This window comes from Flavobacterium olei (genome assembly GCF_039749035.1).
Taxonomy (GTDB): Bacteria; Bacteroidota; Bacteroidia; order Flavobacteriales; family Flavobacteriaceae; genus Flavobacterium; species Flavobacterium olei.
The window spans coordinates 659844-683896 of record NZ_JBDKWC010000004.1 but is presented as its reverse complement, the minus strand read 5'-3'; the positions used below and the strand labels follow the sequence as shown (position 1 = coordinate 683896).

The 24053-nt window shown below is 35.7% G+C and carries 17 protein-coding genes; 4 read left to right on the top strand and 13 right to left on the bottom strand.

The genetic code is table 11. The features are described from left to right. Position 1: 1 nt before the first annotated feature. From ABEB31_RS13835 to ABEB31_RS13795, 9 genes are all read right to left on the bottom strand, one after another. Complete coding sequence (locus tag ABEB31_RS13835; protein ID WP_347052216.1) at positions 2-3091, bottom strand: SusC/RagA family TonB-linked outer membrane protein; 3090 nt, start codon at positions 3089-3091, stop codon at positions 2-4. A 562-nt stretch (positions 3092-3653) separates the two neighbouring features. Further along, entirely contained in the window at positions 3654-4310 is a 657-nt protein-coding gene (gene fsa, locus ABEB31_RS13830; RefSeq protein ID WP_347052215.1) for a fructose-6-phosphate aldolase, read from the bottom strand. 277 nt (positions 4311-4587) lie between these two features. Continuing rightward, a complete protein-coding gene (locus ABEB31_RS13825; protein ID WP_347052214.1) occupies positions 4588-5307 on the bottom strand; it encodes an NUDIX hydrolase in 720 nt (239 codons plus the stop codon). Positions 5308-5340: 33 nt separating this feature from the next. After that, on the bottom strand, positions 5341-6366 hold the full coding sequence (locus tag ABEB31_RS13820; protein WP_347052213.1) for a glycoside hydrolase family 43 protein: 1026 nt from the start codon (positions 6364-6366) through the stop codon (positions 5341-5343). Positions 6367-6390: 24 nt separating this feature from the next. After that, a complete protein-coding gene (locus ABEB31_RS13815; RefSeq protein ID WP_347052212.1) occupies positions 6391-7830 on the bottom strand; it encodes an MFS transporter in 1440 nt (479 codons plus the stop codon). Positions 7831-8077: 247 nt separating this feature from the next. Beyond that, entirely contained in the window at positions 8078-9190 is a 1113-nt protein-coding gene (locus tag ABEB31_RS13810) for an endo-1,4-beta-xylanase (RefSeq protein WP_347052211.1), read from the bottom strand. Positions 9191-9347: 157 nt separating this feature from the next. Beyond that, positions 9348-10511, bottom strand: coding sequence for a mannonate dehydratase (gene uxuA / locus ABEB31_RS13805; protein WP_347052210.1), 1164 nt, complete (start codon positions 10509-10511; stop codon positions 9348-9350). 176 nt (positions 10512-10687) lie between these two features. Further along, on the bottom strand, positions 10688-12853 hold the full coding sequence (locus tag ABEB31_RS13800; RefSeq protein WP_347052209.1) for an alpha-glucuronidase family glycosyl hydrolase: 2166 nt from the start codon (positions 12851-12853) through the stop codon (positions 10688-10690). A 312-nt stretch (positions 12854-13165) separates the two neighbouring features. Continuing rightward, complete coding sequence (locus tag ABEB31_RS13795; RefSeq protein ID WP_347052208.1) at positions 13166-14200, bottom strand: LacI family DNA-binding transcriptional regulator; 1035 nt, start codon at positions 14198-14200, stop codon at positions 13166-13168. A 282-nt stretch (positions 14201-14482) separates the two neighbouring features. On the opposite strand from ABEB31_RS13795, the gene ABEB31_RS13790 reads away from it, so the two are divergent. The 4 genes from ABEB31_RS13790 (at position 14483) to ABEB31_RS13775 (ending at position 19792) form a co-directional block, all read left to right on the top strand. Next, complete coding sequence (locus tag ABEB31_RS13790; protein WP_347052207.1) at positions 14483-17110, top strand: glycoside hydrolase family 3 C-terminal domain-containing protein; 2628 nt, start codon at positions 14483-14485, stop codon at positions 17108-17110. Positions 17111-17518: 408 nt separating this feature from the next. After that, the gene (locus ABEB31_RS13785) at positions 17519-17893 is read left to right on the top strand and encodes a hypothetical protein (RefSeq protein WP_347052206.1); all 375 of its coding nucleotides are present in this window, start codon (positions 17519-17521) and stop codon (positions 17891-17893) included. Positions 17894-17941: 48 nt separating this feature from the next. Next, positions 17942-18085, top strand: a complete 144-nt coding sequence (locus ABEB31_RS13780; RefSeq protein ID WP_347052205.1) for a hypothetical protein — start codon at positions 17942-17944, stop codon at positions 18083-18085. Positions 18086-18280: 195 nt separating this feature from the next. Beyond that, the gene (locus ABEB31_RS13775; RefSeq protein ID WP_347052204.1) at positions 18281-19792 is read left to right on the top strand and encodes a PAS domain-containing sensor histidine kinase; all 1512 of its coding nucleotides are present in this window, start codon (positions 18281-18283) and stop codon (positions 19790-19792) included. A 15-nt stretch (positions 19793-19807) separates the two neighbouring features. Here ABEB31_RS13775 and ABEB31_RS13770 read toward each other — a convergent pair whose 3' ends face one another. The 4 genes from ABEB31_RS13770 to egtD all read right to left on the bottom strand — a co-directional run bounded on the left by ABEB31_RS13770 (position 19808) and on the right by egtD (position 23843). Continuing rightward, positions 19808-20227, bottom strand: coding sequence for a response regulator (locus tag ABEB31_RS13770; protein WP_347052203.1), 420 nt, complete (start codon positions 20225-20227; stop codon positions 19808-19810). 201 nt (positions 20228-20428) lie between these two features. Continuing rightward, positions 20429-21604, bottom strand: coding sequence for a MalY/PatB family protein (locus ABEB31_RS13765; protein WP_347052202.1), 1176 nt, complete (start codon positions 21602-21604; stop codon positions 20429-20431). 51 nt (positions 21605-21655) lie between these two features. Further along, the gene (gene egtB / locus ABEB31_RS13760; RefSeq protein WP_347052201.1) at positions 21656-22840 is read right to left on the bottom strand and encodes an ergothioneine biosynthesis protein EgtB; all 1185 of its coding nucleotides are present in this window, start codon (positions 22838-22840) and stop codon (positions 21656-21658) included. 10 nt (positions 22841-22850) lie between these two features. Further along, entirely contained in the window at positions 22851-23843 is a 993-nt protein-coding gene (gene egtD, locus ABEB31_RS13755) for an L-histidine N(alpha)-methyltransferase (RefSeq protein ID WP_347052200.1), read from the bottom strand. Positions 23844-24053 lie beyond the last annotated feature (210 nt).

Here is a 24053-nt window from a genome sequence, read left to right as displayed (position 1 = left end):
ATTAAAATGTTAAATTAATTCCTAATAAATAATTTCTGGTTGTTGGTGTATTTGTTCCGATAACCAAAAATCGACGCTGATATGAACTTACTGCCTGATTTTCATCTCCGTATGAATTTGTTTCCGGATCCATTCCTGACATTTTATGATAAGGAGAAAAGAATACAAAAGGATTTTGTGCAGTAAAATAAAGTCTCAGCTTTTCTATACCCATTTTTCTCATAAATTCCTGATCCAAAGTATATCCTAAAGTCAAAGCTCTGATTTTTAAATAAGAAGCATCAAAATATCCCATGGTTGACATGTATTTTGGATTATCACCACTTCTGATTCCTCTTGGATTTGGGAATTCTGCATCTGTATTGTCCGGCGTCCAGTAGTCTACATCCACATTACTTCTTCGGCCATTTAGCAGATTAAGATAACTGGCTCCTCCATATAAAGTACTTACCAATACTCCACCGCTTTTAAATGCTCCAACAGCAGAAAAATCAAATCCTTTGTAGGTTAAGTTTGTATTGAAACCTCCCTGAAAATCAGGATCTGTATCGATAATCTGCCTGTCACTTGCATTAATAGCACGTGTTGGTGTACCATCGGGATTAAAATCTCCGGTATATTTTACTTTGACAGATCCTACTATAGTTCCCTGCTGATTAACTCCGGTAGGTCCAGGTTCTAAGATAGACATGTAAGGATCACCTTCCTGCCATAAACCCACTTTTTCAAAATCATAAATAGAATTAATATTATGTCCTACAAACCATGAATTCCCTTCATCTCTCGTTGCTCCCGATGCCAGTTTAACCAGTTTATTGTCATTGCTGTATAAATTAAAGCCAACCGACCATGTTAAACCGTCCGGATTATCCAGTATAACTCCGTTTAAAGAGATTTCATATCCTTTGTTTTCGCTTTCTCCTACGTTGGCTACGTAACTGCTAACACCAGATGTTACAGGAAGATTTACTCTTTGCAGCAGATCTTTTGTGTTGGTTTTATAATATTCTAAAGTACCGGTAAGACGGTTATTAAAGAAACCAAAATCTAATCCGTAATTCCATGTTTTAGAATACTCCCAGCCTAAATCGGCGTTTGGTAATTCGGTTACATAAACTCCGGTTGAATTTGTGTTTCCAAAATTGTATGGTCTTGTGCTTAAAGATCCCAAAGTAGAATATGGATTAACGGCCTGATTGGAAGTTTCCCCGTAACCCGCGCGTAATTTTATTAAATTAATCCATGAAATCTTTTTCATAAAAGATTCATTAGAAAGCGTCCATCCTGCCGAAACTGCCGGATAAGTTACCCATTTATTTCCTTCTGACAATCTTGATGATCCGTCTGAACGAACCGTTCCTGAAATGAAATATTTATTATCATAAGAATACATCGCTCTTGCCATATAAGAACTTAATCCCCATTGTGTATAATCCTGATCTCCGGGAGGAATAATTACAGGTTCTTCACTTTGACCTAAATTATAAAACTGAAATGCATCAGAAGTTATCCCTTTTCTGGTTATTCTGGATGTATTACCCGTATATTGCTCATTAGAATACAAACCTACAAAGTTAATTGTGTGTTTCTCTGAGAAAGTTTTATCATACGTAATTAAGTTTTCGATAAGCCACTGAGTCGACATTTCGTTTCGTATAGCCGCTTCTGATATTGTTGCCGGATTAACATCAAATACACCCTGTCCTTCATAATAACCATTATTGGCTGTTCTGAAATTCAATCCTGTATTCATTCGATATTTCAAACCTTCTACACCCGGAATCTTTACCTCAGCAAAAATATTATTATACGAACTAAATGCTTTGTTTAAATTCACATAGGATTCTCCCAGATTATTGATAGATTCTCTTGTGTAGACCCATTGTTCATCTGCTGCCATTCGTACTGTTCTTTTTAAGGAACCGTCTGCATTATACGCACTTGCCAAGGGAGAAGTTCCCAAAGTAGTTCCTGTACCAATATTGTCACCGTTTGTAACTGCATAGTTGCTGTTTGTACTAAATCCGATACGAAAAGCTCCTCCTATCTGTTGGTCTAAACCTGCTCTCAGCGAAAAACGCTCAAAAGACTGTCCCGGTAAAACAGATTCTTCTTTATAATATCCTAAACCTGCATTATAGGAACTGCGTTCTGCACCTCCTGTTACACTAACGTCATGACTAATCATTTCACCGGCACCATAAAGTTTATCCTGCCAGTTTGTATTGGTTGACCTTGATTCATCCAAACCATCGGTATAAAGACCACTATAGTCACGAAGAGCTGCAAATTTAGCACCATTCATCATATCATATTGACCAAATACCTGTTTTATACCACTATAACCACTATAAGTAAATGAGGCTTTTTGGTTTTTACGTCCTTTATTTGTGGTTACCAATATTACACCATTTGCACCGCGTGAACCATAAATAGCTGTTGCAGAAGCATCCTTCAGAATATCTATAGATTTAATGTCTACAGGATTTATATCTCCAATTGAACCTGCAAAAGGCACTCCATCCAGTACAATTAAAGGATCATTACTTCCTGTAAGCGATCTGGTACCACGAATACGAATCTGCATGGCCGCACCTGGCTTAGAAGAAGTCTGCAATAATTCTACACCAGCCAGTCTTCCCTGCAATGCCTGCGTTATATTGGCAGACAGCACTTCATTTAATTCCTTACCGCCAATTGAAGCTACAGATCCGGTTACTGCTTCTTTTCGCTGTGTACCATATCCGATAACCACCACTTCTTTTAAGGAATTAGAATCTTCTTCGAGCACAATATTGAGTTTTGTTTGCCCGTTTACAGCAACTTCTTTGGATTTAAGACCAATAAAGCTAATGACAAGAATACCATTAGAAGGTACATTAATAGAATAGGTACCATCAAAACTGGTACTTACTCCGGTTTTAGTACCTTTTAAATTGACATTGGCACCAGGAATCGGACCTTTAGAATCAGATACTGTTCCGGTAACCGTAGTTTGTGCTTTCATTTGAAATGAAAACAAACACATGAGGATCAGAAAACCAAAGCTTTTTAAATACTTTGATTTAATCGTAATAAAAAAATTAGTCATAAAAAATTGGTTTTTGTTAGTTAGTCATGTTAATCTTAAAAGTCAAAAAATGTGGTCTTTCCTTTTAAGTGTAATTATTACAAATATATAAATTTAAACAATAAACACAATCGGTTGTGTATATTTTTTTTTGTGATGTTTCTAAAAATTGTAGAATTAAAAAATACTTATTAAATATTTTAGCTCAAATTATTGAATAATTATCAATTTAAGCTACAACGTTGTAGTGAAATTTATTGAAAATAAACTGTTTTTTATTCTTTCGTAATTAATCTCAAAAAAGTAAAATATCCTATTTTGTAATTTGTAAGTTCAGTAATGAAGTATCATCAATAGTAAAAATGAAATATTTATTTCAAAACTAAGAGTTAAACGCCCCGTAAATCTTATTAAACAATAACTTTTGAATCTATTGGATTCAATTTTAGCTCTAAAAACAATCGATTGTTACTTTGATAAAAAAAAATACTACTTTCAATTGAAGATTAAAAGCAGTATTAAGTAAAGAAATTCTGAAAGAAACCCTATATCTAACTATATGATTATAAAAGTTATAACATTATTATAGTTTCATTTTTTTAGCATCCTCTATAAATTGATTCAGTCCGATATCTGTAAGCGGATGCTTTAATAAACCCTTAATTGCCGAAAGAGGCCCCGTCATTACATCGGATCCTGCTTTGGCACAATTTACAATATGCATGGTATGTCTAACAGAAGCAGAGAGTATTTGTGTCTGATAATTGTAGTTATCGTAAATCTGTCTAATCTCGTTTATTAAGTGCAGTCCGTCAGTAGAGACATCATCCAGCCTTCCTAAAAAAGGAGAAACATATGTGGCACCGGCCTTAGCTGCAAGAAGTGCCTGACCCGCTGAAAAAACTAAAGTTACATTGGTTCTGATGTTTTTTGAATGAAAATATCTGCAGGCTTTAATTCCGTCTGCGATCATAGGCAATTTCACTACAATTTGCGGGTGTAGCGCCGCCAGTTCCTCACCTTCGCTTATCATTCCATCGCAATTTACAGCATTTACTTCTGCAGAAACATCGCCTTCAACAATTTTGCAAATCGCCAGATAGTGTTTTGAAATATTGTCTTTTCCTGTAATTCCTTCTTTTGCCATTAAAGACGGATTAGTGGTAACACCATCTAAAACCCCCATTGCCTGAGCTTCTGCAATATCCTGCAAATTGGCTGTGTCTATAAAAAATTTCATAATTAATTGTTTTATTATTTGTAAGTGGTTGATAATTAATATTATTATTGAAAATAAAAAATAAGAAAGCACCTCCGATTATGATTACATACCGGAAAATTCTTTGCAACAGAACGGATACAATACTATTTAATAAATAATTTGGGTACTATAACGTTCTTAGGCTATCATATTAGATAATTTGAATTTTATTTTTTTTCAAATTTGTTTTTTATTAATATTTATTCGGTGGAATTTTTAGGAGCACAATTCACTAGCCATCTTTTTCAATTTATTTTTAAAAATTAAAATCAAATTTTCTATTGGCAAACATTTCCTGTTTCGGAATGTTTAGGCTATAAAATTTAGCAGCTCTGTGCGAGACGGCTTCCTCTTTTTCGCTTAAACCCTGTATCATTCCTGTCTGCAAAATTTTCCTTCTAAAGTTGGATTTATTGACTTCAATACCTAAAATTTCCTGATAGAGATGAATCACCTGCAGTAAGGTAAATTTTTCGGGCAACAGATTAAAACCTATTGCGCTGTTGCAAATATTCTTTCGCAATTCCTGCAGGCTATAATCTAATATCACTTTATGTTTAGCATTGAGATCTGATATTTCATTAATTCCGATCCACATTACATCAGGATTACTCTTTTTTTCCTCTTCTTCCGTAATGCATTTTTCTCTTTTGACTAAGGCATAATAGGCAATTGCAATATCTTCATGCTGTGATTCGGGAGAACGGTATCCGAATGCTTTTAGCTGTTCTAAAAAGAAATCATCAATTTTGATATACTTTTTTAAAATGTTTCTCGCTGTACCCGAAATTGTTTCATTTTCTTTAGTCCAGTCATTAGCAAGACCCCAAATGGTATTTCCTAAATCATCCTGCTGTTTCGCCAGCATGACTTTAAGACTATCATCTTCAAAATTGAATATTACACAATCAATTTCTATCTTATTCTCGGAATATGCAGGGTTGTTTGGGCAGTTTTGCATTTCTTCATTTTTCATAGAAAATCAAATTAAATCAATTAAGCTAAATCGTCAATCTTCTTTACCGTAAGGATCTATAGTTACAATTGATCCATCTGACAGGTATTCGATTTTTGCAACTTTCATACTTCTCAGATGCGTTACGCCATTTGAAAGACTTGAATCGTGATAAAACAAATACCACTCATTTTCGATTTCGATAATCGAATGGTGTGAGGTCCATCCTACTACAGGATTTAAAATTTTTCCCTGATAAGTAAACGGTCCATAGGGATTATCCCCTGTCGCATAACAAATAAAATGAGTATCTCCGGTAGAATATGAAAAGTAATATTTTCCGTTGTATCTGTGCATCCATGCCGCTTCAAAAAAACGACGATTGTTATCTCCGGCTTTCAAAACCGCTCCGTTTTCATCCAGAATTTTAATTTCTTTTGCCTCTTCAGCAAACTGCAGCAGATCATCGGTAAGCAGTGCTACTATGGGGCCAAGCGCCGGTTCATTCCCTGTTGGTTCTTCGTGGGCATCATCGTAAATATTATTTCTGTATTTTTGAAGCTGACCGCCCCAGATACCTCCAAAATAAATATAATGCTTTCCGTCCTGATCTTCAAACACAGCCGGATCTATAGAATAGCTTCCCTGGATTGCGTCGTTTTCAGGCACAAAAGGACCAACGGGAGAATCGCTTACAGCAACTCCAATCTGAAAAATTCCGTTTGGACGTTTAGCCGGAAAAAACAAGTAATATTTTCCGTTTTTGCAGGCTGCATCAGGTGCCCACATTTGCTTTTCTGCCCACGCAACATCATCTACATGCAAAGCCAGTCCGTGATCTTTGGCTTCCGAATTAATATTCTCCATAGAAAACACATGGTAATCTTCCATTCCGAAATGGTCGCCATTGTCGTTAAACGGAATCCCGGCATCAATATCATGTGATGGATAAATATAAATTTTACCGTCGAATACATGTGCTGAAGGATCTGCCGTATAAATATGTTTTACTAAGGGTTTTGAAATGGCCGATTTATTAATTTGCTCAAAATTAATTTGTTCAATACTATCTTCAGGCATACTCTCTTTTTTATACTTTTATAATTAATAATTGGTTCTTCTCTCTTTTAAATCTGTTTCCATCTGAACTTCCATTTTTTTATTGATTTTATAGAAACACAGCAATACGACCCCAATTATAAAAGGGATTGTAGGAAAAATACTTACGAGTAGTTTGATGCCGTTTATGGCAGTTTCTGTTTGTGTTAAAGAATTTGGGACGTATTGAAAATACCCAAGAAACAAGGTGGTCAAAGCGCCACCGATACTTAAACCGGCTTTTAAACCCACCATCATAGCAGAAAATATAATGGCTGTGGCACGGCGGTTATTTAACCATTCGGAGTAGTCGGCAACATCGGCAATCATGGCCCATAAGATTGGAATCGTAATGCCATAGAAAAAACCATGCAGAATCTGTGAAAAAAACATCAGACCGATTGAGGTTGGCGGAAAGAAGTAAAAGGCCATAATGAACAAAGTCGAAACGAATAAAAATAATCCGAAAATATTTCGTTTTCCGTATTTGTCCGCCAAAGTTTTAGACAAAGTAATTCCGACAATCATAAAAATAATCCCGCCTGCATTAAACAATCCAAAACCTGCTGAAACGGCATCGCTTCCAAAATAATTCAATCCAACATCTGATAATACATTTAAAATTGGCTGGATATAAAGTGTTAATTTTTCTTTATCCACATAATTCTCAAAATAATATACATACGATCCGCCTTTCATTGCCAGAGTGATAAAAACCAATGTTGTAAGAGTCAGCATAATCACCCACGGTCTGTTTTTCATCAAATCGGTCAAATCTTCCCTGATACTTGATTTTTGTTCGGGTTTTGGAATAATTCGCTCTTTTGTAGTCAGAAAAGTAATCAGCAGCATGATGGTTCCAACAATGGCCAGTACTGTCATTACTTTTTCGATTCCTACCGCCTTGTCGCCATTTCCTGCACTTTTAATAATTCCCAGCATAAAAACCTGTACAAAAAACTGCGCAAACATCACGGCCACAAAACGATAAGCCGACATACTGTTTCTTTCTTTCATATCGCCTGTTATTACACCGCTTAAAGCGGAATATGGCAAATTGTTACTGGCATAAAAAACAAGTAATAAAGTATAAGTAACGATCGCGTAAATCACTTTTCCATAATAGGAAAAATTCGGGGTCGAGAAAGCCAGTAAAGCTACTCCTCCCAGCGGAATGGCAGTTAATAAGATCCAGGGCCTGAATTTTCCCCATCTTGTATTTGTTCTGTCCGCCAAAACGCCAATAACCGGGTTAAAAACAAATGCGGCAATTAATCCGACAACCAACATAATTATTGAAGAATCTGTTGGCGATAATCCGTAAATGTCAGTGTAAAAATAAGCCAGGTACGTCATCAGAGTCTGAAAAACCAAATTAGCAGCGAGATCTCCTAGGCTGTAGCCAATTTTCTCTTTGATGGATAATTTTTGTGAAATGTTATTCATTGGTATTTTGTAGTTTGCGGGTTAGTCTGGCGGTTAGCTTTTTACTGTAACAAATAAATCATCTGACTTTAATACTTTTCTTTAGAAAGAACTCAATAAAAGCCACAACTCATTTAAACAATCGGTTGTGTAAAAGTAAGTAAAAAAACATATTCTCCAAATCTGTGGTGCTTTATTACGTCAAATCGATTAAAAACACCACTTTGTTGGAAAAAATGTAAAAACAAAATGGATTTAGATCTAAATTTTATTTTTTTACTCTCTTTAAGCTGATAACACTATTGTATGCTTTTTTAGGTTTTAAGGCAGTATCAAAGAGTAACGGGTAATTTGTCCTTCCTTTTATAGGCCAGTCGTTTAACCAGGACTGCGCATCATGAACTCCCCAAAAAGTAACGCGGCTTATTTTATCTTTGTGTTTTAGGAAAACTTTAAAAATAGAAGCGTAACGTTCTGCCAATTTCGTCTGAACAGAATCAGGAAGTGTTTTAGGATAGGGATTCATTTTTGCACTTCCTTCAAAATTCTGATTTACATCTGCTCCTTTCAGGTCCCATGGATTCGGTAAAACGGTAATATCCAATTCTGTAATAGCAACTTTAAGTCCTAAAGCAGCATATTCTTCGATGCTTTTTTCTATTTCCTCAACAGAAGGGCTTTCCAGTCTCCAATGTCCCTGAATCCCTACTCCATCGACTTTTCCCCCTGCCGCTTTTATTTTCTTAATCAATTGGATTGCGCCGGCTCTTTTTGCGGGTTCTTCGATATTATAATCGTTATAATACAAATCCACTTTCGGATCTGCCGCCGCTGCGAGTTTAAAAGCATCTATTAAGTAACGTTCACCAAGTGTATTTAGAAAAACGGATTTTCTTAAAGTGCCGTCCTCGTTAAGCGCCTCGTTGACAACATCCCAGGAATCGATCTTTCCTTTGTATTTGGAAACGATCGTAGTGATATGATCTTTCATGAAAGCCTTCATTTCGGTGCTGTCTTTAATTTTTTCCATCCAGGGTGCCAATTGGCTGTGCCAGATTAGCGTATGTCCGTGAAGGAATATCTTATTCTTTTTACCGTAAGCCACAAATTTATCTGCTAATGCAAAATCATATTTGTCTTTTTCGGGATGGATAAACATCGATTTCATGCCATTTTCAGCTGTAATTGCATTAAATTCTTTTTTAATTAAAGAATCTTCTTTTGCATTTTTCTCCTCAATCTGAGCCACCGTTAAAGCAGTTCCTATATAGAAATCTTTTTTAAAACTATCTTTTAAGCTATTTTCCTTTGCTTTTTGAGCATTGCAGCTGCTTATAACCGTGAGAGATAATAGCAGTATATAGTGGTTTATTTTTTTCATTGTTTTTATTTTTTCGGTTGATAGTTAGTGTTTTGTTATTTCAACGTAAACCGACAGGTTTTAAAAACCTGCCTGGTTTGGCGTAGGTATAATGTAGGTTTCAAAAAAATACCTAACAGGTTTTAGAAACCTGTTAGGAAACTTAAATCACACATATTTAATTATTCAATTTATAAGCAATTCCCATTTCTAAACCTCTCAATTCGGCGAGACCTTTTAATCTTCCGGTTAAAGAATATCCCGGATACGTTTCTTTTCCTTCATCAACTGCGTGCAGAAATCCGTGATCGGGTCGCATCGGCAGGCTTACTTTGGTTTGATTCATTAACAGCAGTAATTTTTCTACAATCGCACTCATATTTACATCTCCTTTTAAATGCTCTGATTCCCTAAAAACAGTTGCGCTTTCGCGGAAGGTGTTTCTCAAGTGCAAAAAGTGAATTCTGTCCTTACAATCTTCAATAATTCTCTCCAGATTATTTCTAGGATCTGCACTTAGCGAACCAGTGCAGTAACAAAGTCCGTTTGCTGGTAATGGCACTGCTTCAAAAATGGCTTTAATATCTTCTTCTGTTGAAACAATTCTGGGCAATCCTAAAACTGAAAAAGGAGGATCATCCGGGTGAATTGCTAATTTAGCACCCAGTCTTTCTGCAACAGGCGCCACTTCTTTTAAAAAATAGATAAGATTTTCCCGTAATTTGGCATTGTCTATTTCGGCATAATTATCTAATAAAGAGAGAATCTGTTCTGCTGTAAAATGTATTTTACTTCCCGGCAGCCCTAACAATACATTTTTAAAAAGCAAATCTTTTTCTGCTGCTGAAAGTTTGTTACCAAATTCCAGTGCTTTTTCTCTTTCCGTTTCCGAATAATCGTTTTCCGACCCCGGCCTTTTCAGCAAAAAGACATCAAAATAAGTAAAAGCTTCCTGATTGTATAACAGCGCTTTACTCCCATCGGGATTAATAAAATTATGATCGGTTCGAACCCAGTCTAAAATGGGCATGAAGTTATAGGTGATAATTTTGATACCGCATTCAGCCAGATTTTTTAGACTTAATTTATAGTTTTCTATATAATGAAGATAATTTCCAGAAGCTCGTTTTATTTCTTCATGAACCGGCAGACTTTCGACAACAGACCATTCTAAACCGGCATTTTCTATGATTGCCTGTCTGCTTTTAATTTCTTCAGCTGTCCAGATTTCGCCAACGGGAATATGATGCAGGGCAGTTACAATTCCTGTTGCGCCGGCTTGTTTGATATCGATTAAATTTACGCTGTCCTGCGGGCCAAACCATCGCATTGTCTGCTGCATTGTGATCATGATTTTTGTGCTTTTTTTAAAATTAAAAATCGAAAATGTTTCTTCCTCAAACTGTACTTCTGGAACGCGGATTAAACGGATTTTTTTCTAAAATCGTAAAATTTATATAAGAACCTTGTTTCTTATAGCGAATCGTTTTCATCGGTTATACTTAATTCCAGAAGTTTTTAGCCATTTCCCAGTGCAAACGGAAACTTTAAGGATTTAAAATATTCTAAAGTCTGCGTTGGTTTTTCTACGCCTGCCGGTAATTCCTTACCTGAAAATTGTTGGAAATAAAGCAGACAGGCATCCCGCCACCACTTTGCTTCTTTATGTTGAATATTCAATAACATTTGCACTTCTCTAAAACGCTGGCTGTCTACATATTTTTCAGATTTATTCCAGATATCCTGCATTGCTTTTACCTCATTTACACCTTCCTGATATTTTAGCGCCATTCCGTCCCAAAGAGTTTGTCCGTTTTTAAGCTTATAATCCCAGGAAACGTGATGAAACCACAATAAATCTTTTTCCGGACAGGTTTCTAAATTATCAAAAATAGCAGCAGCTTCAGGCGCATATTGTGCTACGGCATTTGTTCCCGTTTTTGATCTGTCAAAACCAATTCCGTTTTTATCTGCTTTATGATAGTATACGGGATTCCATTCCGGTCGGGATAAATTACTTACCCAGGGTCCCGGGCCGTAATGATGCCCTGTATCCATAATATGGTGTAACCCCAAAGGTGTCATATAGTTAACAACTGCTTCGCGCGAATCGATCATCATCTGTTTTATTGGGCGAACAAAATTATCATCAGTAGAAAAAGTACATTTTATCCATTCCTCTGCGATAGTTTCGGAGTCCAAATACGGATTCCATGCCAGTCTCCCAAAGCCGTACCAATTGGCCTGCGCAAACGGATGTCCGGTCCAGTTAAGGTCGTTTCCAATATTGGCAACACCTGCCATGCCTGTGATTTTATTTTTATATAAAGTGCCGTCTATTACTTTTGCCACGGTTGAACCTTTTCCTTTTTGAAAAGTATCTGATTCTAAAACCTCCTGAAATAATTTTGGCAGAAAAACCAAATGTGTACTAAAACCTAAATATTCCTGCGTAATCTGAAATTCCATCATTAAAGGCGTCTTTGGCATTGCCCCAAGTAGCGGATGAAACGGTTCTCTCGGCTGAAAATCGATCGCTCCGTTTTTTACCTGAACGATTACATTGTCTTTAAATTTTCCGTCATACGGCTGAAATTCTGCATAAGCCTGTTTCGCACGGTCATTGGCATCGTGCTCCGAATATACAAAGGCTCTCCACATAATAACACCGCCAAAAGGTGATACAGCGTCTGCCAGCATATTGGCCCCGTCGACATGATCGCGCCCGTAATTCTGCGGACCGGGCTGCCCTTCTGAATTGGCTTTTACCAAAAAACCTCCAAAATCCGGAATCGCTTTGTAGATTTCCTTTGCCTTTTCTTTCCACCAGTTTATTACACCGGCATCTTTTGGATCGGCAGTTTTTAAACCTCCAATTTCTATTGGTGCAGAAAATCTTGCAGTTAAATAAACCTTTATTCCGTACGGTCTGAAAACGTTGGCTAAAGCAGCTACTTTCTCTAAATACTGCGGCGTTAAGATCAATGCATTCGCATTTACGTTTGTTAAGACAGTGCCGTTAATTCCGACTGAGGCGTTGGCTCTGGCGTAATCAACATATCGCTGATCGATAAAATCCGGCAGTTTCTGCCAGTTCCATAACGAAAATCCGGCGTAACCTCTTTCTACGGTTCTGTCGAGATTGTCCCAATGATTTAATATCCTGATGTTAGTTTTTGGTGAATCTATTATGTTTAAATTTTCAATGGATTTGTTGGTCTGAATCAATCTTAAAAAACTATAAACGCCATACAGAACGCCAATGTCCTTTTTTCCGGTGATTAGAATGTGTTTTTTATTTTTTACTGAAATAGATTTAATAACAAAACCTTCGTCATTTATTAGAGTAGCATCTATTTGTGCGGCTTTCTGGATGTCTGAATTCAATGAAAACAGCGAACCAATAATTAAAGGAGACTGTTCTAATTTTAAGTTAACATCAATTTTAGCACCAAGCATAGCATTCAAACTTTCTTCTAATTCTCTGGATGCAATACTCATCGTTTCACTTTTCCCAAAAGAAACGATTCCTTTAATTTCATTACGATATTTTGATCTCAAATCTTTGTTCGCAACTAAATCGTACTGAAGCCATAATTTATAATCTTTCTGAGCTGATGCTGAAGAGAAAACCGCAAAAAACAGAACAACTATTCCAAAAAAAATTTTCTTATTATTTTTCATTTTATCACTGTTCACTCTTTAATTATAAATTAAGCATTTGATCATTAATTAATATAATATCAAAAAATAACTATAAAAAAATACATTATTAAAAATATTATAACAAATGCAATCGGTTGTGCTAAAATACAATAAATGTTCAATAAAAAAAATTAAATTCTGAATTTTGCTATTTTTATAAAATCAAATGATCCTAAATTTGAATCAGGATACAAAACAAATGAATAGTTCAGATCTAAAGTTATTCGCAAAAAAAAAGAAGCTGTGAGAGTCAAAATACTCCAACAGCTTCTTTTTATGATATTTAAAAATCTAACCTCTTCTGGAAGATTCGCGTACCAAAACTTCTGTATTCAGAAATGTAATTTCTTTAGCTTCCTCTTCTTCTTTAAGTGATTTAATGTTTTCGATGATAATTGTAGCGGCCGCTTTTCCCATTTTTTCTGCAGGATGCGTTATCGTTGAGATATTGGGTTCGATTATTTCAGAAATAGGATCGTTATTAAAACCAATTATAGCAAAGTCTTCCGGCACTTTGATTCCGCGTTTCTTGGCGGTCTGCACTGCACTAACGGCAAGAATATCTCCGGGAGCAAAAAGTCCGTCCGGGATTTGTTTCAGGTCAAAAAGTTTATTGCTTGCCTTTACTCCTTCTTCATAAGTCATAGCATCCAGCTTAATAATTAACTCCTCTACCAACGGCAGCTTGTGTTCTGCTAATGCATCGACATAGCCTCTTTTTCTTTCGTTATAAAGATTACCAAATTCAGATCCGGTTGTCATATGTGCAATTCTTGTACAACCCTGATCGATAAGATGTTTAGTTGCCTTATAACCTGCGGTATAATTGTCAATTACGACACGGAAAGTATTATAACCTTTGGGAACACGGTCAACAAATACAAGCGGAATATTATTATTGGAAAACTGCTGGAAATGTGATGTATCTTTCGTTTCCATTGCCAGGGAACAAATTACACCACTTACCCTGCTGCTGTAGAGTGATTTTGCCATATTAACCTCTTCTTCGTAAGAATCGTGCGACTGCATGATAATAACCGAATAATCAGATTTTCTGGCAGTCACTTCTATACCGCTAATTAATGAGGACAAAAAGGGCTGCGTTATAGTCGGAATTAAAACACCAATGGTTTTAGATTTATTACCCCGTAATCCCGCAGCCAGAGTATTGGGAACAAAACCCATCTCCTCTGCAGTTTTTTTGACTTTTTTTATAGTTTTATCACTAATACTGTGATGATCTTTTAAGGCGCGTGAAATTGTCGAAGTGGCAAGATTAAGTTTCTCGGCAATGTCATAAATCGTTACATGTCTATGTTCTTCCATTATTATACAATTAGGCGTAAATATATATAATTTAAAGACATCTTAAAGCGCTCTCATACTTTTTAAATACTTATTTCTTTATGCTGATTTATTTATAACTGAATCAAAATACCCAATTAATAGTATAAAATTAACTTTTAAAATATTAAACTGACAAAAATTACCAGATAAAAATTTTAATTTAAAATTATTTTCCATTTCTTTACACAATCGGTTGTAACTTCTTTTAGCCGGCTATTCCAGAATATAAAACATAATTCCTTTCCATAAAATTTTATTTAGATGAAAACAAAAAATATTGCTTTACAGATTATTATGTTGATGTCAATTTGCGTTTCGGCACAAAACAAAACGCCGAAATTTACATTCCGAAATACTAATCTTACTTTTGAAGAACGGGTAGACGATCTGGTTGGTCAATTGACATTGGAAGAGAAAGTAGCTCAAATGCTAAATGCCGCTCCGGCGATTCCAAGGCTTGAAATCCCTGCATACGACTGGTGGAATGAAACTTTGCACGGTGTCGCAAGAACGCCTTTTAAAACCACTGTTTATCCTCAGGCAATTGCAATGGCAGCAACGTTTGACAAAAATTCTTTATTTAAAATGGCTGATTATTCTGCTCTTGAAGGAAGAGCCATTTACAATAAAGCAGTAGAACTTAACCGAACCAATGAACGTTACCTTGGCCTGACATACTGGACACCCAATATAAATATTTTTCGTGATCCGCGTTGGGGACGCGGACAGGAGACTTATGGGGAAGATCCTTATCTAACCGGAGTTTTGGGTGATTTTTTTGTTCGGGGTTTACAGGGTGATGATCCTAAATATCTGAAAGCTGCTGCCTGTGCAAAACATTATGCTGTACACAGCGGACCCGAATCACTGCGCCATACTTTTAATGTGGATGTTACGCCGTATGAACTTTGGGACACTTATCTGCCCGCATTTAGAAAATTAATTACAGAATCTAAAGTAGCCGGTGTAATGTGTGCTTACAATGCCTTTAGAACACAGCCTTGTTGCGCCAGTGATATTTTAATGACGGATATTTTGAGAAATCAATGGAAATTTGATGGCTATGTAACTTCGGATTGCTGGGCCATTGACGATTTCTTCAAAAGCCATAAAACGCATCCCGATGCCGAAAGTGCTTCTGCAGATGCTGTTTTGCACGGTACCGATATTGATTGTGGTACAGACGCTTACAAAGCTCTGGTAAAAGCAGTAAAGGACGGGAAAATCAGCGAAAAACAAATAGATGTTTCTGTAAAACGCCTTTTTATGATTCGTTTCAGACTGGGAATGTTTGATCCGGTTTCGATGGTAAAATATGCACAGACACCCGCTTCGGTTCTGGAAAGTAAGCAACATCAGGATCATGCCCTGAAAATGGCCAGACAGTCGATTGTTTTACTTCGAAACGAGCAAAATATTCTTCCTTTAAAAAAGAATCTGAAAAAGGTTGTTGTCCTGGGCCCTAATGCTGACAACAAAATATCTATCTTGGGAAATTACAACGGAACTCCTAGTAAATTAACTACTGTACTGCAAGGTATTAAAGAAAAATTAGGCGCCAATACAGATGTGGTCTATGAAAAAGCAATTAATTTTACGAATGATACTTTACTGGTTTATCAAAACCTTAAAAAACAATTTTCTTATGAAGGAAAACAAGGTTTTAAGGCAGAATATTTCAACAATACCAATCTGTCCGGAAAGCCTGAAACAATCAGAACAGAATCAGAAATCAATAATTTCTGGCAGGAAGGTGCACTGGTTGTCAATAACATAAAAGCCAATCATTTCTCTGCACGTTACACGACCAATTTTACAGCAAATAGTGACGGTTCTATCACTTTTGAAATTAGTGCCGATGATGGATACCGCTTTTTAATAGATGGAAAAGAAGTTGTAAATGCCTGGAGTAAAAACCGCTGGGGAGAAAAGACTTTTAAATTAATTACCAAAAAGAATCAGGTGTACAAGCTGGTTTTGGAATACTGGCAGGGTGAAGGAAAAGCAAATGTCGCCCTGAATACTGGAAATTTTGAAAAAACTGACTTTAAAAAGCTAATAGAACGTCATAAAAATGCGGATGCATTTGTTTTTGTGGGCGGTATATCTCCACAACTTGAAGGAGAAGAAATGCCGGTAAATTTCCCTGGTTTCAGCGGCGGTGACCGTACTTCCATCCTGCTGCCACAAGTTCAGACAGATCTTTTAAAATCTTTAAAGTCTTCCGGAAAACCGGTTGTATTTGTCATGATGACAGGAAGCGCAATTGCCATTCCGTGGGAAGCTGAAAATATTCCCGGAATTCTAAACGCCTGGTATGGAGGTCAGTCTGCAGGAACAGCTGTTGCCGATGTTCTTTTTGGAGATTACAATCCGGCGGGAAGATTGCCTGTTACATTTTACAAGAGTGATGCAGATTTGCCTTCTTTTGCAGATTACAGCATGAACAATAAAACGTACCGTTACTTTTCGGGAACACCTTTGTATGGTTTCGGATATGGACTTAGTTACACTACTTTCAAATATGATGAATTAAAAGTTTCTTCTCCAATTAAAAAAGTAGCTGAAACGGAAGTTTCTGTTAGAATAACAAATACTGGTAAAATCGAAGGTGAAGAAGTCGCGCAATTGTATGTTATAAATACTGATCTGAACATAAAAGCACCTCTAAAAAGCCTTAAAGGATTTGAAAGAATAAGTTTAAAAGCCGGAGAAAGCAAAACGGTTATTTTTAAACTTTCGCCGGAAGATTTATCGTATGTTACTTCTGATGGAGATTTAAAAGTATATGGCGGGAAACTCAAAATTGCCATCGGAGGCAGCCAGCCAGACGAAAAAAACGTCACAGATAACACTATTGTTACACAATTTATTGAGTTAATAAAATAAAAAAAACTATAATATTATAAACTAAGATGATAGATGAAGGGACAAGTCCTATTGTTCCTTCTATCCCAATCATACATTTAGAATCTACCTCTCAGCGCTTCCCAATATTGATTTTATACTTTACAGATATTTTTCTGTTATAAAATTTCAGTAATATATCTACACAAAATGGAACCTTTAAATGATCAGCTGTTTTTTCATTTTTTTTACTTCTATTTTATTTCATAAGCATCATTTTGACACAATTATGAAACGGAATGAGAGAATATTCTTGCGCCGATATAGTACTTTGGCAGAAGAAAACACGGCAGTTTATCAGATCCGGATCATCTGTAAAGAAACTGTTCTTTTCTCTAAAGGGATCAAAACTTCCTTATGATTTAAATAGTATAAAATAAATTATTTAATATGAAAAAAACAATCCGCAGAATTCTTTTAAGGGCTGCAGCTGCCGCAATTATTGTATTCGCAATATCTGAAGCAATCGCTCAACAATCCTCAGATAAGCTCCTTTATAAATACGAAGCTATTAATACACATAGCCAGATTTATGACAAATCCTGTATTCCGTCAAGTATAGAAATGGTGCTCAAGCTAAACAAAAAAGTAGATGCCAACTTTTATAATTACCAAAAGATTTGGGAAAATAAAATGGATGGCACATTTGGAAACTTTGATAATTTATTATTAAATGGCATCCGTTTCCATCGTAAGTTCAACACTGTCAGAGACAATAAATTTCCACTTCAAAATCTGTTTAAGACAATTGATACCGAACTTTAAAATGGACGATATGTAATAGTGTCGTTGCCATCTGGCTACGGCTGGCATATGTATGTAATAACAGATAAATTGCCAAATGGCGAATTTGTTGCCTATAGTAAGAATGGCAAAGAAAATTTGATTGAAACAAATGTAAAACAGATAATTACAAAAGTGAAAGGAACAGATATCATGACGTATCGTTTGGAATAAAGAGTTAATCTGTAAGCTTAACTTTAAGAATTGGAGAAATATACAACTTGAGAAGTTTAGCGGTTTTATTTGAGAAAATCATTTTACTACAACCTTAATTTGACCCGTAAGTTCTGTAACTTTTATTTCATTATTATGTAACAGTACATCATTGAAAGTATCGGACATTTAGTCTAAAATATCAATCACTTTCTAATGTATCAAAATTTGCATCTTTTAAACGAAATACTTAAGGTTACTCCGCTTCCTTTGGCGGTTTATACTGGTGAGGACCTTATTGTAGAATTTGTAAATCCTGCAATGATTAATGCCTGGGGAAAAGGTGACAATGTAATTGGAAAAAAATACATTGAGGTGGTTCCAGAAATTAAGTCGCAACTGATACACGATCAGGCTGTAGAAGTCTACAAAACTGGTGTACCCTTTTATGTTACAGATAAAAGAGTTGATTTAATAATTGACGGAACCCTAAAAACGCACTATTATAATTACAGTTTTATTCCGCTTTTTGATCCGGAAGGTGCGGTATATGCCGTGATGAATACCGGAACAGATGTGACAGAACTTCATCAGGCAAAACATCAGAAAGAACTTTCGGAAGAAAAATTAATAATGGCGATAGAATCGTCCGGGCTTGGTTTTTACGAAGCCGATCTAAAAACCAAAAAGGTTACCACTTGTGGTACCTTTAATCATATCTGGTCGGTTGAGAACCAGGATATGACTAGCTGGGATCTTATTTCTAAAATTCATCCCGATGATAAGGAAGCCCGTAATAATGCACATGAAAAAGCAAAACAGACCAATCAGCTTACTTATGAAGCACGAATTATAGAGAAAGATGATATCTCGCGCTGGGTGAAAGTAAACGGCAGATATTTATATGATACGGAAGGAAATCCCGAAAGAATAATTGGACTTGTGCAGGATATCCATACACAAAAAGAATTTGAAGAAGAACTTAAAAAGCAAATTACGAACAATACGCAGGGACTTCAGCGTTCGAACGAGGATCTTTTGCAATTTGCCAATATTGTGAGTCACGATCTAAGGGAACCGATTCGAAAAATAAAGTTTTTTCAGGATCTTTTACGAAAAGAAGTAGAACCTACGATTAATGCGGACATCGAAAAATATTTTAATAAAATACATTATTCTGCTGACAGGATGAATAATATGATTGAAGGAGTGTTAGCTTATTCCACTCTAAACAATCCTGTGAGAAGCATTAAAAATGTCGATCTTAATGAGATTCTGGAGGGTATAAAAACCGATTTGGAATTGGTTATAATGGAAAAAAATGCCGTTTTTATCGCAGATCCACTTCCAAAAGTAGAGGGATCTTCAATCCTTTTGCATCAGCTTTTTTATAATTTGATTCAGAATGCCCTTAAGTTTTCCAAGGCAGATCTGCCTCCGCGCATTACCATATCATCTTCAATTGTAGAGAAAGAAGGTATTGAATATGTTCAGATTCATATAAAAGATAATGGCATCGGACTGGATATTATTTTTGCTGAAAGGATATTTAACGAATTTGAAAGACTTCATTCCAAAGACCAGTTTCAGGGAAATGGTTTAGGTCTGGCGCTTTGCCGTAAAATTGTACAAAGACACAACGGAACAATAAATGCTGTCGGTGAAATAGATAATGGCGCAGAATTTACGGTTACACTTCCTTTAAAACAAAATCGTAACGCAATTTAAAAGTACACCCAGCTTTTATACCATTGGAATTGAACTTCTTTTCCAATACGTAATTATGTCGCTGATCATACTTTTATAAACTGAAAAATTACTTTCTTTTTTAAAGTAACCATTGGCTGATAATTCAAAAGCCCTTTCTACATTTTCAGGAGTTTCTGAAGTACTTAAAAATATATAGGGTACACATTTCCTCGAAAGATGATTATCCTGATTGATCAGTTTTCTTAATTCAAATCCGTCAAGTTTGGGCATATTTATGTCAGAAAGAATCATAAAAGGTCTATTATTCATAGACTTAAGGTACGGTATTACAGTAGTAGGGTCTTCAAAATAAACAATTTTATTTGGATACTCGAGACTATCAAATATGTCCGAAAGAAAATCACGGTCATCCTGATCGTCTTCAACCACTAAAATTTCACCAGATTTATTCATTTTCAAAATTGTCTTTCAGGATTTATTTAATCCAATTTGAATTAGCATGCGGTAAAAGTACTGATTCTCCAAGCAAAAAACAAACTTCAATCGCATTGCCAATTTGTAAAGGTCACGTATTAAGGCAATTTAGCGTTTTCTTTTTTGTTTAATTTTATAAGATATTTCGCCTTTAATGGTATTTAAAATATATTTTTCCACTTAATCTGTTTGGATATAAGTAGCTATTACGTTTCTTTTTAAACGTTCCAGACCTTCAGAAAGCACTTTAATTGGACAGGCAATATTTATACGGAGAAAACCTTCGCCCGCATTTCCGTAGAGTGATCCTGAATTGATCCAGAGTTTTTCATCTTCCAAAAGATTTTTTGCAATTTGATCTGAAGATACTTTTAAAGCGCTGCAATCCAACCAGACCAGATAAGTGGCCTGAAGCGGAACAACCTTAATTTGAGGAAGTTCTGATGTAATGAATTGTGCCAGAAAAATATAATTTTGATAAATATATTCTTTTAAATCTTCCAGCCATTTTTCACTTTTATCATACGCGGCAATCAGGGATTCTATAGCAAACGGACTTAATAATTCCATTTCCTGCATTTGAAGTATGGATTTTATGCCGTTTAGAAAAGCTGTGTTTTGTGTAAAAATATAGCCCACCTGCAATCCTGCCAGATTAAAACTCTTACTAACGGATGCTAATGTAATGGTATTTTTAGCCGAGTGATGGTCTAATGAAGCAAATGGAATATGCCTGTATTCATTAAATACAAGATCACAATGTATTTCGTCTGAAATTACAATAATATTATGCTTTTGGCAGATCGATGCTATGTTTAGCAATTCTTCTTTTGTCCACACGCGCCCGACAGGATTATGGGGATTGCTAATTAAAAGTAATTTAGTGCCTGGATTTGCTGCTTTTCGTTCTAAATCTTCAAAATCAATAGAATAAGAGCCATTACTATAAATTAGATTATTTTCGACAATTTCACGTTCGCAATTTTGTATACTGTTATAAAAATGATTGTAAACCGGAGGCTGAATTATAATCTGATCTCCTTTTTCTGTAAGCGATCGTATGGCAGCAGACAAAGCCGGGATTACACCGCTTACCGGAATTATCGATTCTTTTTCAATGGCAAGCTGGTATCTTTTTTTCCACCATTTTTGTATAGAAATATAAAAATGTTCAGGGGTTTGAGTGTACCCAAAAACACCATGAGAAATCCTGTTTTGCAATGCTTCAATAATTTCAGGCGCTGTTTTAAAGTCCATATCGGCAATCCACATTGGTAAGATATCCAGTGACGAAGATTCCCATTTAATAGCATTTGTATTTTTTCTATCAATGATTTCATCAAAATTGTACTTCATAAAATGTCTTCAATTAAATATTACACGTTACAAAACTGTTGCCCTGAACTATTATTTCACAAGCCGTATACCGCTAAACTGCCATTGAAGCTTTGGATGAAAGAAATTACGATATGTTTTACGACTGTGATTTTTGGGAGTTGCATCAGACGCACCTCGTAAAACCCATTGGTTTACCATAAATTTACCATTATACTCTCCTATCGCTCCGGCTTCTTTTTTATAACCCGGATAAGGCAGATAAGCACTGCTGGTCCATTCCCAGCGTTCGCCCCAATCAAAGAAATCAGACGCCGCTTCCCACTCTGCTTCTGTTGGCAGGCGCATCCCTTTCCAGGCAGCATATGCAGATGCTTCATAAAAATTGATGTGGCATACCGCTGCAACCGGATCAATTTCCTGTAATCCATTTAAGGTGTATTGCATCCATTTTCCATCTATAAAATGCCAGTAAAGCGGTGCTTTTGCGTTTTGCTGTTTGACCCATTCCCAGCCTTCAGAATGCCAGTGACGAAAATCAGAATATCCATCATCTTCAATAAAATGAAGATAATCAGCATTATTTACCAATGTTGTCGCAATTTCATAGGTTTCTAAATAAGTTTTATGCCGGGCCGATTCGTTATCAAAACTAAAGCCATTGCCTTCAAACCCTATTTCGTAAACACCTTCTTTGATCTGTATGAATCCATTGTCCTGAATTTCTTTTTTTTGAAATACAAGTTGGTTGCTGTATGGCGGAAAAAGCGGATTATGACCCAGAATGTATTTTATATCGTAATATAAAAGCTCCTGATGCTGCTGTTCGTGATTTAATCCTAATTCTAATAAAGCAATTAACTCTTCGTCTTCAATTTCATTTTGTAAAAAAGCTTCCATATGCTGGTCGACATAAGCACGGTAACTGTAAACATCAGCAACAGAAGGACGGCTTAAATTACCTCGGTCGGTACGTACGACCCTTGCTCCTACAGTTTCATAATAACTATTGAAAACAAAATTATATTGGGAATTGTACTCTTTATAACCGTTAAAATTAGGCATCAGAATAAAAGTTTCAAAAAACCAGGTGGTATGTCCCAAATGCCATTTGGGCGGACTAACATCTGCTATGGGCTGTACGACATAATCTTCTATTTCAAGCGGACGGCAGATTTCTTCAGAATGTGCCCGTATATTTTTATACTGTTCCAAAAGTGATACAGTACTTATTTTTAGTGTTTCAGCTTCTTTCATAAAAATATAATTAATCAGCGATCCAGAAAGTATCTGCAAACCATTCCTTACTGTCTGTTATGGTATTTATGGTTTTAAAGCCAGAAGAGACGGCCAAATTTTCCATATCATCCAATGAGAATTTCTGAGAAACTTCCATATAAATAACCTCATCTTTCTTAAAATGGAAAGTTTCAGCTCCAATGTTTACTTTCTGATTGTCAAGACTTACAAGATAACTTCTGCAAGCGCCACTTAATGGATCGTAATTTTGATAATGTTCGAATAGCGTCAAATCAAAATTGGCTTTGAGTTCGTTATTTATTCGTTCAAGTAAATTAAGATTAAATGCTGCAGTAACTCCCTGCGGGTCGTTATAAGCTTTTAAAATAATCTTCGGATCCTTCTTTAAATCGAAACCCACTAAAACAATATCTCCTTTGTTGAGGTTTTTTCGCAATTGTTTACAGAATTCGGCAGCCTCACTTAGTTCCATGTTACCGATATTACTTCCTAAAAACAAAACGGCTTTTCTTCGTGCAGACAGTTTGGATGTCTTTTTGAGCATATCAAAATAATCACCTTCAAGGAGTGTGATATCGAGATTTGGAATAGTATCATGAAGTTTCTTGTCTAAAACCGATAATATATTGCCCGAAATATCAATGGGCATATAAGTAAACTGAGCTTTGTTTTTCTTAAGATATTGTAGTAAATGCAATGATTTTGAAGCATCTCCGGCACCAAGTTCTATCAGTTCAAACGGACTATGGTCTCCCGTAATTATTGTAGCGAGATCCTGCGTTTTATTCTGGAAAATATCCATCTCACAGCGCGTAAGATAATATTCCGGCATAGCCATTATTTCCTGAAAAAGTGCATCGCCCTTTTTATTATAAAAATATTTAGATTGTAAATGCTTTGGTTCCTGATGAAGTCCGTCTAAAACATCTTCTAAAAACTGATTATTAGTTTCGACCTCATCATTAATATATATAGTATTGGTATTTAATTGTGATTTCATTGTAATATTTTTTATTGCTTTATAGTAATATAGTTTGCGAGCCCGAAGACTTCAACAATTTCTCTCTACTTAAAGATACGTTTTTATTCCGGCAGTTTGAACTTCTTTGTTTAAATAATAGTAAAAAAAATAGCACAACAAGATTAAGAATCCCTGCTTTAAACGCAAAAAATAAGAGTAAAAAATAAGAGTAAAATTTTTAAACGTACA